The sequence below is a fragment of the Pseudoalteromonas sp. SCSIO_11900 genome, from assembly GCF_000576475.1.
GTDB classification, from domain to species: Bacteria; Pseudomonadota; Gammaproteobacteria; order Enterobacterales; family Alteromonadaceae; genus Pseudoalteromonas; species Pseudoalteromonas tetraodonis.
Genome location: NZ_KK070023.1, coordinates 2,701,170 through 2,714,098, shown reverse-complemented (window position 1 = coordinate 2,714,098; position 12,929 = coordinate 2,701,170). Strand labels below are relative to the sequence as shown.

11 protein-coding genes are annotated in these 12,929 nt (G+C 36.2%); all 11 read left to right on the top strand.

The window, feature by feature from the left end; all coding sequences use genetic code 11:
* Positions 1–4: 4 nt before the first annotated feature.
* The 11 genes from BG00_RS12525 to BG00_RS12475 all read left to right on the top strand — a co-directional run bounded on the left by BG00_RS12525 (position 5) and on the right by BG00_RS12475 (position 12,926).
* Positions 5–1,141: a sugar-transfer associated ATP-grasp domain-containing protein gene (locus tag BG00_RS12525; protein WP_036982951.1), complete on the top strand. Its 1,137-nt coding sequence runs from the start codon at positions 5–7 to the stop codon at positions 1,139–1,141.
* 241 nt (positions 1,142–1,382) lie between these two features.
* A complete protein-coding gene (locus tag BG00_RS12520; RefSeq protein WP_036982950.1) occupies positions 1,383–2,567 on the top strand; it encodes a hypothetical protein in 1,185 nt (394 codons plus the stop codon).
* On the top strand, positions 2,568–3,812 hold the full coding sequence (locus tag BG00_RS12515) for a hypothetical protein (RefSeq protein ID WP_036982949.1): 1,245 nt from the start codon (positions 2,568–2,570) through the stop codon (positions 3,810–3,812). It begins immediately after the preceding gene.
* Between the two features lie 308 nt (positions 3,813–4,120).
* Positions 4,121–4,573 carry a serine O-acetyltransferase gene (locus tag BG00_RS12510; RefSeq protein ID WP_036982948.1) on the top strand — a complete coding sequence of 151 codons (453 nt, stop codon included), beginning with the start codon at positions 4,121–4,123 and terminating at the stop codon, positions 4,571–4,573.
* The gene (locus BG00_RS12505; RefSeq protein ID WP_036982947.1) at positions 4,570–5,766 is read left to right on the top strand and encodes a YyaL domain-containing protein; all 1,197 of its coding nucleotides are present in this window, start codon (positions 4,570–4,572) and stop codon (positions 5,764–5,766) included. The genes BG00_RS12510 and BG00_RS12505 overlap by 4 nt, the downstream gene beginning before the upstream one ends.
* Before the next feature lie 13 nt (positions 5,767–5,779).
* A complete protein-coding gene (locus BG00_RS12500) occupies positions 5,780–6,526 on the top strand; it encodes a WecB/TagA/CpsF family glycosyltransferase (protein WP_036982946.1) in 747 nt (248 codons plus the stop codon).
* Between the two features lie 378 nt (positions 6,527–6,904).
* Complete coding sequence (locus BG00_RS12495) at positions 6,905–9,109, top strand: choice-of-anchor A family protein (RefSeq protein WP_036982944.1); 2,205 nt, start codon at positions 6,905–6,907, stop codon at positions 9,107–9,109.
* Between the two features lie 109 nt (positions 9,110–9,218).
* Complete coding sequence (locus BG00_RS12490) at positions 9,219–9,617, top strand: hypothetical protein (RefSeq protein ID WP_036983477.1); 399 nt, start codon at positions 9,219–9,221, stop codon at positions 9,615–9,617.
* A 189-nt stretch (positions 9,618–9,806) separates the two neighbouring features.
* Entirely contained in the window at positions 9,807–11,210 is a 1,404-nt protein-coding gene (locus tag BG00_RS12485) for an undecaprenyl-phosphate glucose phosphotransferase (RefSeq protein ID WP_036982942.1), read from the top strand.
* Positions 11,194–12,408 (top strand): outer membrane beta-barrel protein, encoded by a 1,215-nt coding sequence (locus BG00_RS12480; RefSeq protein WP_036982940.1) that lies wholly within the window; start codon positions 11,194–11,196, stop codon positions 12,406–12,408. The genes BG00_RS12485 and BG00_RS12480 overlap by 17 nt, the downstream gene beginning before the upstream one ends.
* Complete coding sequence (locus BG00_RS12475; protein WP_036982938.1) at positions 12,405–12,926, top strand: polysaccharide biosynthesis/export family protein; 522 nt, start codon at positions 12,405–12,407, stop codon at positions 12,924–12,926. Before BG00_RS12480 ends, BG00_RS12475 begins: the two co-directional genes overlap by 4 nt.
* The last annotated feature ends 3 nt before the right edge of the window (positions 12,927–12,929 follow it).

The following is a 12,929-nucleotide window of genomic DNA, read 5'->3' as shown; positions in this document are numbered from 1 at the left end:
AATTATGAGATTTACATACTCTTTCAAACATCGACTTTTGGATTACATCCGCTTTATTTACCACGTTTTGACTAATAAGCGTATGAGAGAGCATTTTAAGCGGTTCAGAACGACATTAAATAAAAAACCTAAATCTGTTATAAAAGATGAGTTAAAGCAACTCAGAGATTATTGGTGTTGTATACCAACACAATATTATACCCATGATTTTTACTCGTTAGATTGTGATTTAACTATTGAAGAAATGAAAGAATATATACCTTCATATTACTTCTATAAAGTTATTTTCCCACAATATGACAATGTAAAAGCTGTTATCCCACTTATCGAAAATAAAATTACGATGAATCAGCTATTTAGTCGTATAGGCTTACAACAGTCAAATATTGTCGTAATAAAAAGAGGCGAAAAGCTCACAAGCTTTAACAATAAAGATTTGACGTCAGTAAGTATTGAAGAGTTATTTAAAAATCTTACCTGTAATAAATTGTTTATTAAGCCTGTTATGGGAAGAGGTGGTAAAGGGATAATTGTTGCGAAACGTACAAGAGAAGGTTATGAATATAACGATGAAAAGATAACGCATGATTATTTGCAGGCTTTAAACGGTGATTATGTAGTCGAAGCTGCTATTGAGCAGCACCCTTACTTAAATACGGTTTATTCTAATAGCGTAAATACTTTAAGGGCAATTACCGTCAGAAATGATAATGGCAGTGTTGATTTTATCGCCGCTACTTTAAGAATGGGGGTTGGCGGTAATCAAGTAGATAATAGCTCTGCTGGTGGATTATTGATCGGTATTGATCTCAATACAGGTATGAGTTTAAAGCCTTACGCAACATATGAGTTCGGCATAGAAAAATTTGAGAAGCACCCAGATACAGGTTTTAGTTTTTTTGATTTACAAATACCAAATTGGGAGTTTACCAAGAGCGAGATCATAAACGCGGCAAAAAAATTGACGCAACTAAACCTTGTCGGTTGGGACATTGCAATAACGCAAAAAGAAATAGTTATAATTGAAGCAAATACACTTTTTGGTCTTGACCACACACAAGCAGGCATTGGTGGCATGAAAGATTTTTTTGTTAATAACGATCCGAAAAACTTAAAAAATATTTATAACTTTAAAGGATAAATACTACTTACTTTGTACTAAATACTTAATTTGAGTGATTGTAAATTCTTTAACATAATAGATGCAATTAACTTCATATTGTGCTTTTTAAGTTTTAATAAAATAGTTTTTCTAATTTGAAAACTTTAGTATTAATAAATATTTTTAAAAATAATTTATCCGATTACCACCACTAAAGCTTAGCCAATCTTGTAGATATTAAGTAAATAAATATGTTGATGACTTCAAGGATTAAAATTTAATGTTTAAAAGGTTAACGGTTTTGATAAGCACAGGTTTACCTGGGTTAATCAGACTTCTAGTTTTTTTAGTAGTTGAAACAAAATACAACTTAGTAGACTTTGGTCACTTCGCCAGTGATTTATCGTTAGTTCAGTTGATTTCATTTTTTACAGCTATAAGCTGGGCTGCTTTAGTAATGACAACAGTAACGCAATCGGAGCAACCTGAAAGAGCTTTGTTTAAAGTTATTAATACTGGGGTTGTATATCTTTTGCTATTTAGTTTAATCCCTTATGTGTTGTATAAATTGGATATAACAAAAGATTCTTTAGGGACAATCTGTTTTATAGCTGGGTGGATGTTTTATCAGATATCAAGACACTACATTATTACAAAAAAAGAGTTTACACGGATAATAATATTTGACTCATTAAATTTGTTGGTATTTATTGTTGTTTTATTTTTAGGTGTTACTCCACTAATAGCACTAACTTTTTCACATTTAGCATTTGTTATTTTTAATTTACCCAAACTAGAGCACTATAGCTTTAGTTTAGTGACAATTGAACAACAGTTAAATGGCCTAAAAAATGGCTTAAGTACATTTTTACTTGGATTAGGCGTTTATAGCCTTCCTGTGATTTTTGGGCTTATTTTAGGTGCTGAATATTCAGTGCTAATGGGGTTATCTACATCCTTGCTAATTATGATTCAATTAGTTCCTCGCTCTATTAGTGCATATTTTCTTCCTACTATCTCTAAAACATTACTATCAGATAAGGCGTTTGCATTAAAAATGCACCAACAACAAGTGTTTTACACAATTATATCAACTGCTTTATTATCTGCCCTAGGGGTCATTTTCGTATACTTTGTTCATAAATTAGCTGTTTTTGAGGTTCTATTAATTGATGGGGCTTTGAGTTTAATTTTTCTTCTTTTGTTTAATATCATAATTACAGTTTTAGCATTTCCTTTTAGTGATCTACTGATGTCACATGGTAATTTTAAAGTTAATTTAATAGGTAGTTTTATTTACTCACTGGCAGTTACCGCTGCGCTTATTTTATTCTTAATATATGGAAATAATACTTTACATGCAGCACTGCTAATGGTTGCATACTCGTTTTCTGGTTGTATGCGTTTTTATTATGTATTTTACAATGCCAGAAAGCTTTTGTTCATAGGAAAAGTGAGTTACTAAATGTTTAATATAAAAAACCTGAAAGCTAAAATTTTCCTCGCATTCTTACTAATACTCACATTATTACCTAATTTAATTAGAGATATGAAAGTACTGTTGGTTTTCTTCTTCTTAGCATTAGTATTAGCTTTTGAGCTAATTCGCAAGGGGATCCCAAAAAATAGATCTTTGGTTTATCTTTTTTTATTCTCTGGTCTTTGTTTGATTTATGCGACTTTTTCTTGGTTTTTTGGAAACTGGACTTACTTATACGAATTTGATCAGCGTTATATATTTCGGCAAGCTTATTTTGCTGTGATGGCACCTATCTTTTTACTTGCTACTATTCAGATTTCAAAATACCTTGGTTCAGATTTTTATAACTTTATAGCTAAAAATAGTATGAAGTTATTACTGGCTATATTTATTTTGGATATCATAACGGCCTATTTTTTTGGGGATCCTCGGTTTTATTTTTACAATGATTATACGTACCATATGGATAAAGGCTTTATATGGTTGTTTGTTGCGTTTTTAAGCTTTTACAGTGTTTTTTGTACGAATAATGCGACTGGTGTAATTTTAGTTGTAGTACTTGGGTTCATCGTACAAAATATTGTAGGTTATGGAACTATGTTTACTGCTGCTACTGGTCAAGTTGTTTTTGTTTTAATTTTACTTAATTACTTTGTTTTACAGTTAACTAAAAAAATTAAGCTTTGTTATTTAATGAACTTATGTGCTTTATTCGCAGTAATTCTTTTTGTTTTAATTTCTCCGTTTTTTTCTGATCTATTTATAAGTGATTTAAATACTTATTGGCGACTTGAATCTTGGTATAAAAATATTTCTGCAGTAGTGTCAAATTTAGGTTTTGGTAGTGGCTTTGGGGTTTCTTATTTTCCAATAACTCATGATGTAGTTGATGAAGCATACAAAGCATATAGCCCTGAAGCTGCCGGTGGCGGATTGTTAGATCAACTTTTTGTTCGAGGTCAGCACTCATCTATTATTAATGTGTTGTTTCGCACTGGCGTTTTAGGTTTACTACTATTTCTTTGTTTTATAGGTAGCTCAATTTTCAATCTCGGGAAATATATGAATAGTAGGGTTACATTTGCTGTTCCTGTTGCAATATGTGGAGTGTTTAATGTTGCCACACACGTTGGATTAGAATCTCCACCTTTTATGATCAGCTTTTCAATAGCTTTTGGGTACTTAATTAATTTGAGTTGGAGTAGAAATGGTGAGAATCCAGTGTTTTAAGAAATAATGATTGAACTAAGTCCATAAGAAGTATCTACCTATAGTAAAAGGAAAACAAGTGAAAAAACTATCAAAAATTTAAAGTTAGTAAACAAAGCAGTTTATAAGAAGAAGTAAAATAACGCTTTTAAGTAAAAAGTAAGGTTTGAGTAAACTAAATGATGGAAAAGAGAAATGCTGATTGAAGGCCTTTACCGTTATTCAATTCCAAGAGCTTGGAAGGTTTAGTCAATTAATCTACTGTTATTCATATAAGTAAAATATTATTTCGTGTTGAATAATTAGTATTAATGTACAAAGGTAGCATAATGAATTTAATAAACTTTTATAATTTTGGGCATTGGGCGCATAAAAAAAACATTCCTCTAATACAACCGATAATTAAAATTATGATTTTTATTTTATTCAATTCTGTTGTACCTAGTTCCGCAAAAATCGGTAAGGGTAGCCGTTTTATGTATGGCGGTATTGGTTGCGTGATACATAAAAAAGCCATAATTGGTGAGCGAGTATGTATTGGACAAGGGATCACAATAGGCAGAAAGCTGAGAGAATCTTGCCCAGTAATTGGATGTGATGTTTATATTGGTGCTGGCTCTCGAATTTTAGGTGATATAACCATTGGCAATAACGTTATAATTGGCGCTAATTCAGTCATTGTAAGTGATATTCCTTCAAATTCAATTGTTGCAGGGTCTCCTGGTAAAGTATTAAAGAAAATTGAAAAGTCAATATGGGATGAGCTGGGTGAAATTTTATGACAGTTAGCATTCAAGTTATATCTAAAAAGTTATTATGTGACGTAAAAAAATCAAATTACGCAGGGCAAGATCCATTTGATGGCTTAAACAGCAAGTTATTCGATGTTTTTCCCTCATTTAAAAAAGGATTAGTTGGTTTAGCGTGGATTCAGTTACATAAGCGCTCTGCGATAAATTTACGCGCATTGTGTGGTGTACCCAAAAAGCGCAACCCAAAAGGCATTGGCTTATTTATTTCAGGTTTATTAGAAGACTATAAAGTTACAAATGAACAAACATACTTAGATGAGGCCATAAAGCTAGCTGATTGGTTATTGACCCAGCAAAGTGATAAAACTATTTGGCAACATAGCTGTTGGGGTTACCATTTTGATTGGAATGCCCGCGCGTTTTTTGTACCTAAAGGTAAGCCTAATGTAATTACGACTATTTATGTAGCTCAGGCATTATATGCATTAAGCGAAGTAACTAATGAAAGTAAATACCTAGAGCCTGCAATAGATAGCGCTCATTTTATTGTAAAAACATTATATAAAGAATGTGATGGTAGGCAGTTTTTTGGCTACATACCCGGTGAAACCGCATTTGTACATAATGCTAGCCTTTGGGGCGCCGCGTGGGTTGCAAAAGTAGCGGTACTTACTAATAACCAAGAGTATAAACAACTTGCACTCAATGCGGCACGCCAATCGGTAAGTGAGCAGGGGGCTGATGGCTCATGGGTATATGGTGCACGCCACCATCACCAATTTATAGATGGCTTTCACACCGGTTATAACTTAGAGGCGTTGCGCTTATTGAGCGATGCGTTGCAAACCGATGAGTTTGAATCGGCAATTGCAAAAGGGCTTACTTATTATAAAACGCATTTATTTGAGCAAGATGGCACCGCAAAATATTACAATAATAATCGTTACCCACTCGATATGCACAGCGTGTCGCAAGCTGTGTTTACATTATTAAAAGTAGGTAAAACGCCAGATGACTTTACGATGGCTGAAAAAGTAATAAACCGTGCAATACAAACCTTATATATGCCTAAACAGCAGCGATTTATTTATCAAAAAAATAAGCACTTTACCAATAAGGTTGACTACATACGTTGGACTCAGGCGTGGGTATATTATTCGTTTGTTTATTTTAATCGCCAAAAAATGAACAGCGCTAAAAGTGCAGATACAGAACAACTTTAAAAACGGACACAAAATGAAACGTATTGAATTTTTAAAAGCGCCTATGGACATTGCCACTATGCAAGAGACGGTCGCTTTTATTGAAAGCAGAATTGAGCAAAAGCAATTTTTACAGCATGTAGTGGTTAATGTTGCCAAAATAGTAAATATGCAAAAAGACCCTGTTTTAGCGCAGTCGGTTAAAGCGTGTGAGGTAATTAATATTGATGGTATGGGTGTAGTGTTTGGTGCCCGCTTTTTAGGGCACCATGTACCAGAGCGCGTAGCGGGTGTTGATTTATTTCATGAATTACTAGCCATGAGCGCCAAGCGAGACTTTCCTGTGTTTTTGCTCGGTGCCACCGAAGAGGTGGTCAGCAAAACAGTAGAAGTAGTAAAAGCACAAAACCCAAATTTAAATATTGCTGGTTATCATGATGGTTATTTCTTTGGCAATAAAGAGGGGGATGATGAGGAGGCTGTTGTTAATAAAATACGAGAGTCGGGTGCAAAACTGTTGTTTGTAGCTATTACCTCGCCAAAAAAAGAAAACTTTATTAATAAATGGCAAGACAAGCTCGGTGTAGACTTTGTTATGGGCGTTGGCGGTACGTTCGATGTTGTAGCAGGTAAAGTAAAGCGCGCACCCCAGTGGATGCAAAAAGCAGGATTAGAGTGGCTTTACAGAGTATTACAAGAGCCACGCAGAATGTGGAAGCGCTACTTAGTCACAAACTCAAAATTTGCATACCTTTTGATAAAAGATAAACTTAGTCGTTAATTTTTAAAATTAACCCAGCTGTATTAGCTCCCCTCTAATAAAACTCCGCCATGTCTTTTTTTAATTAAACAATACAAACGAGGGTAACAGTAGGTGTTACCCTTACTCTTGTTTACAATTATTTTACAAAAAATAGGTATTTATAATGCTTTATCTTTTTTTTAAATTATTTTTTTGACTTTTAGTGAGTGTAAGTTATTGATTTTACGTTTTAGGCTTTTTATTTATTTTAAAAATTGATACTTTTGTAGTGTTTTTATTTATTTTATTTTTTGTTGTGTATATAATGTGCAGCACACGTTTGATGAAGTTAATTTTTATTAAACAAAATGCTTTAAATTGGTGCCTTTAATGCACTTTTCATTTTCGAGGGAAAAAATGACTAACTCATTATTAAAATTTAAAAAATTAAGTGCAGTGATCGCACTTACGTTAGCCAGCTCGTCTACATTAGCTGCAGACTTAGGCGTCGCCAATAATTTTTCGGCATTTGTGTTTGAAGATTTTAAAGCGCACTTTGGCCGTGCCGATGGCGCAATAGCTGCAGGCGACATTGACTTAAAAGGCTACAGCGTTGGTTTTTTACGCCGCTCTAACCCTCAAGAAAACTACCTAATTAGTGAAACGGGTATTAACTATAAATATGGCCGCCAATTTGTAGGTAGCATGATTGCCGGTGGTGGTACAAATGTAAACTGGGCAGTACGTTGGGGTATGGAGTGGGGCTCTCAGATTTTGTCTAATCAAGATCAATCGGCCATGCCATTTAACTTTGATGAACAAGAAGAACATTATAAAAATTTAAGCGCAGAGTTAAACCAGTTAAATCAAACCGGAACCGTATATTCTAAATGGGGTGGCTTATACCTACAAGGCGATGGCACATCTACAACACAAGTGTTTAATGTTGATGGCCGCGATTTTGCACGCGCACATACCTTTAAAGTTTGGGGTATACCAAGCGATGCAACGGTTATTTTTAACATAACTGGCAGTGCCGATTTGCATGTACGTGGTAAAGGCTTTTGGCATTTACGCCGCCATGCGAGTAAAACCGTATTTAACTTCCCTGATACGCAAAACCTAAATATTAAAGGTAACCGCTGGGAGGGCGTAATACTTGCCCCTTATGCTGACATTAAAGGTGCATACGGTACGGCTAAAATGCCAGTAATTGGCCAAAGTTTTAAAGGCTCTATGGCCTTGTTAGGTGGTGAGTTTAATGGTGATTTACCCGCAGTTGCACAACCGCTAGCCCCGTTTGAAATGGCGCAAAAATGGCACTGGAACTCAAGCGACTTTATGCCTGAATATAACCAAGTAATGGCAACCCCTGTTGTTGTACAATTAAACGATGATAATGGCGATGGCATTATTGATAACAACGATGTGGCTGATGTAGTTATTGTTTCTTATAAGGGAAAAGATTTATCTAATGGTATTTTAAGAGCTTTAAGCGGAATTGATGGTACTGAGCTTTGGAGTTATGATGCTGGCTCGATTGTTGTTGATGCTAGGCATACACCTGCAGCTGCAGATTTAGATGGTGACGGCCTGATCGAGATAATAGTTTCTAATAAATTGGATAATTTTATTACTATTGTTGACAATAATGGCGTCATTAAAAAGCAGATGTTAAAAGCAAGTTCAAAATGGGAAGGTACAGGTAATATTGCGGTTGCGGATATAGATAGTGATGGTATACCCGAGTTTTTGTTAGGAGATAGTGTTTATAATTATGATTCTGGCGTTTTATTTAGTTATGGTTGGTCAGCTTCTCCAATTGCTTTTGATTCTAATAACGATGGCGTGCAAGAGGTTTTCGGTAAAGGCGAATTAATTGATAAAGATGGAACAGTGTTATGGTCTTATGTTGGTGATGACTTGAGCTGGTTTTCATCGGTAGCGGATATTGATAATGATGAACAACCTGAGATCATTCTATCCATACCTTCAACTTCTGATAAAAGTAGTATAGTTGTCTTAGAGCAAAATGGTAATGTGAAATGGCAAGTAAACAATCCAGCTAACCCTGGCGGCGGGGCTCAAGCTATTTCAAACTTCTTAGGTACTGATAATTTAGGTATAGTTTACTCAGGTTTTAGCTCGATAGATATGTACAACTCAGCTGGTGATATTGTTTGGACAGTATCTAACGATGATAAATGGAGTGGTAAAATGGGCGTTAGTGCGTTCGACTTTAATGGCGATGGCATTGATGAAGTAATAGTGCAAGATCACTTTAAAGTGAGAGTACTAAACGGCCTTAACGGTGAAGTACTATCGACTGTAGCAAACTCTACTGCAACGCTTTGGGAATACCCAATTGTGGTTGACCTAGAGGGAGATAATAATGCTGAGCTGATTGCGGTCTCAAACAACTCTGACAGCAACTACATTATAAATAACGGGGTAACGGTATATGGTGCAGCTGACAGCAGCAAGCCTTGGAAAAATGCAACCCGTATTTGGAACCAGCACTCGTACCACCAAACAAACATTAACCAAGATGGCACACTACCTAGGGTAGAATTGCCAAGCTGGTTAAATAATAATACTTATCGCTCTAGTACCCTTAAGTAACGTGTACTAAAAGCACATAAAAGCCAATTAAGTTTTAATTGGCTTTTTATTATTAAATAGTTGTTTAAAATAATTGGCAATTAACAATCATGTTGCATTTGAGGTTTTTTTGTCGAACTTAAAGCAAGATCCAGCTATTAGAAGTTTACTAGAGCGAATGCCTAAAAACATTCAAACTACGTTTACTGATGAACAGTTAGCGCATTTAAAAATAGCCATAGGTGCAAGGCAGTGGGGCAACCATGCTGTTGATTGTAGAGGCGTAGTTAAGTTTTTTAGATACCGTTATTACTATGTTTTTTTAGCGGGTCGAAACAGGCGTGAATTAAGTGCAAAAGAGCAAAAAGTAGCAAGATTTACTCAAGCATTAATTTTAAGCATCGCAGCTACTTTTATTATTTTACTTTCATTGCTGGTTTTATATTTACTTAAATCGGCATTAGGCATTGATATTTTTGCAGGATATTCGTTTGGGGTTTGGAGTTGGTTTAAGGGGTTATTAAATTAAACCTAAGTAAAATGCGAGTATTTACTTTAATACTTATTAAAAAACCAAGAGTTAGCTAAAAGGTTTAAATATTAATTTTAGTACTTTTGTCGGAATCAGTAATTGAACAAAATTGGCTAATACTATACTATCCCTGTGGATTTTTTGGGGCTTTACTCACACTGAATTAGCTATAAGGAATTAAGCAAAATGACATCTCCAAGGACTTTTAAACCTTCAGGTTCCTCTGATGCCAATTTTCACCGATTATTTGATATATTTGCGTTATTTTTAGCGTTTCAGTGCGCAGCCCTTCTTTACAATTTTAAACTTACCCCTATTTATGCCGCATCTGCACTCACTGTTGCCCTAAGCTATTTATACAGTGCTGAGCTGTTTTCTACCTATCGCTCTTGGCGTGCAGGAAAATTTAGAACAATGGTAATGTGTGCATGGGGTAGTGTTTTAATTGCTTTTGCGTTTTTATTAGTCGTGTCTTTTGTATTTAAGTTTACAGAGTCGCTTTCTCGCGTGGGAATCGCGATTTGGTTTACGCTAAGTGTGGCTTATTTGTACATTTGGCGTTTAGGGGTTTTTTGGTATAAACGTAGCCGCCGTAAATTAGGGCTATCGCAACGCAATGTGGCCATTATTGGTGCCACTGAGTCTGCAGCTTATTTACATGCTGAAATAGTTAAACATGATGAACTAGGCTTTAATTTTAAAGGTTTTTACGATGACAGAAGCCCAGAGCGCCTGTTTGAACAACTCGAACAACAAGGTGTTGAAGGGCGCATTCAAAATGCGGTAGATGCAGCGCGTAATGGCGAAATAGATATACTGTATATTGCGCTCCCCATGAAAGCACAAAAGCGCATAGCTGATATTTTATTACAGTTAGGCGATACCACCGTTGATGTGCACATAGTGCCTGACTTTTTACTCTCAAACTTAATACATGCTCGCATTGAGCACGTGGGTGATGTTGATACATTAAGCGTGTTTGAAGCACCGTGTATTGGTGCTCATGAATTTATAAAACGCACAGAAGATATAGTGGTTTCAGCTATTATTGTTACTTTAATCACCCCACTATTATTGACTATTGCTGCCGCAATAAAGCTGACATCTAAAGGGCCTATTATATTTAAGCAAGATCGCTATGGCTTAGATGGCCGCAAAATAAAAGTGTGGAAGTTCCGCTCGATGACGGTGACCGAAAACAGCGATGTGGTGACTCAGGCAACCAAGAACGATGCCAGAATTACCCCTTTAGGTGGTTTTTTGCGCCGCACTAGCCTTGACGAACTGCCGCAGTTTATAAACGTTTTAAAAGGCGATATGTCTATTGTTGGCCCAAGGCCCCATGCGGTTGCCCACAACGAAGAATACCGAAAAAAAGTAGAGTTTTATATGTTTAGGCATAAAACCAAACCGGGTATTACCGGTTGGGCACAAATTAACGGCTGGCGCGGCGAAACCGATACTTTAGATAAAATGGCCAAGCGAGTTGAATACGACCTACATTACATTAAACATTGGTCTTTATGGTTTGATGTAAAAATAATTTTTATGACAATTTTTAAGGGATTTAAAAGTGAAAATGCGTACTAATACAATTACCACTTTACTTGTTGCGTTGGGCTTAAGTGCACCTGCATTGGCAGTAGAATTAAAGCCAGGCAGTGTAATGACCAAAGACGGCGCCGAGATTACACCTACGCTACAGTTAGGTGTGAGCAGCAACGACAACTTTTTTATGACGCCGTCTGCCACTCAGTCACGTTTAATATGGAACATAGCGCCGAGTTTAAATGCCTTAATTGAAGATGGTCCAGATAGCTATAAGTTTGATATAGCGTCAAGCACGTCGTTCCACAACAAAGACACTACCGATAATTTCACTCAAGTAAACGTGGCCGCTGGTGTGCACAAAGAATTTACTAGCCAACACCGTTTAGATGTTACTGGTGATGCCGACTGGTTGTACGAGCCACGTGGTGCGGGTTTAACCGAAGGCCAGGGCAGCGCACTAGATGAGCTTGTAAATTATCAGCAACAAAACCTAACTGCTCGTTACGAATATGGCGCAGAAAGCTCTAAAGCTCAGGTTGCTTTTACAGCAGGTTATTATAACAAAAATTACCAAAATTTTACGGCCATATCGCAGTACCGTGATTACGACAAGCCTATGCTAGGTATTACAGGTTATTATAATACCCAAGCTGGTACCCGTGCCTTTTTAGAAGTAAAGCAAGAAAACTACCAATACGATGTAATTGACTCAAACGGTATTTCACGTGATTCAAATGACGTAAAAGTATTATTGGGTATGGAGTGGGAAGCCACAGCCGTTACCACTGGCTCATTTAAAGTGGGTTATCAAAATAAAGATTTTGAGTCAAACCTGCGCGATAACTTTAGCGGCTTAAGCTGGGAAGGTGCTGTAGTTTGGAAGCCGTTAACCTATTCAACTTTACAACTAGTTACCAGCCGTGCCGCTAAAGATCCGTTACTAGAAGGCGACTACATTCGCGAGAGTGTTTTCGGTGCAACGTGGCAGCACGATTGGAGCGACTTTTTAAGCTCGGTAGTAAGTGCTAATTATGTTGATCAACAGTACTCTGGTAATTTTAACCGTAAAGACAAAGTTAAAAATGCGCGCCTTGGCTTAAATTATTTAGCCACCAACTTTGGTATGGTAACCGGCTATGTTGATTTTATTGACCGTAATTCAACTCAAACTAATATTGAATTTGATCGCGTAATTGTTGGCCTTAACTTTACATTTGCATTAAAGGGAAATGAATGAAGGTTAAAATTTTAACTGGCTTAATATTGTTACTGAGCTTTTGTAGTTTTGCGAACGATTCGCAAAACTACATTTTAGGTGCGGGTGACAAAATAGAAATTAAAGTATTTGGTCAGCCTGATTTAGATGTAACCTCATTGCTTGGTAATAGCGGTGAGATAAACTACCCCTTTTTAGGTAAGGTTAAACTTGTGGGTTTAAGTGTTGCTCAAGTTGAGCAAATAATAAGCGAAGGCCTGCAGCCAGATTATTTAGTTAACCCTAATGTGTATGCGCAAGTTATAGAATACCGGCCTTTTTATATACATGGTGAAGTTAAAGAGCCAGGCGCTTACCCTTACCAACCAGCTATGACGGTGAACCAAGCTGTAGCTTTAGCCGGTGGGTTAACAGAGCGTGCCTCGGTTGACAAAATATATATTTTTAAAGAACAAACCAAACAGCAGCAACAAAAAGGTAGTTTAAACAGCCAAATTGCAGCGGGTGACACCATAAAAATAGAACAGCGCTTGTTTTAAGCA

Coding starts and splice junctions, on each gene's coding strand:
- BG00_RS12525 (WP_036982951.1), top strand. CDS start 5: ATGAGATTTACATACTCTTTCAAACATCGACTTTTGGATTACATCCGC.
- BG00_RS12520 (WP_036982950.1), top strand. CDS start 1,383: ATGTTTAAAAGGTTAACGGTTTTGATAAGCACAGGTTTACCTGGGTTA.
- BG00_RS12515 (WP_036982949.1), top strand. CDS start 2,568: ATGTTTAATATAAAAAACCTGAAAGCTAAAATTTTCCTCGCATTCTTA.
- BG00_RS12510 (WP_036982948.1), top strand. CDS start 4,121: ATGAATTTAATAAACTTTTATAATTTTGGGCATTGGGCGCATAAAAAA.
- BG00_RS12505 (WP_036982947.1), top strand. CDS start 4,570: ATGACAGTTAGCATTCAAGTTATATCTAAAAAGTTATTATGTGACGTA.
- BG00_RS12500 (WP_036982946.1), top strand. CDS start 5,780: ATGAAACGTATTGAATTTTTAAAAGCGCCTATGGACATTGCCACTATG.
- BG00_RS12495 (WP_036982944.1), top strand. CDS start 6,905: ATGACTAACTCATTATTAAAATTTAAAAAATTAAGTGCAGTGATCGCA.
- BG00_RS12485 (WP_036982942.1), top strand. CDS start 9,807: ATGACATCTCCAAGGACTTTTAAACCTTCAGGTTCCTCTGATGCCAAT.
- BG00_RS12475 (WP_036982938.1), top strand. CDS start 12,405: ATGAAGGTTAAAATTTTAACTGGCTTAATATTGTTACTGAGCTTTTGT.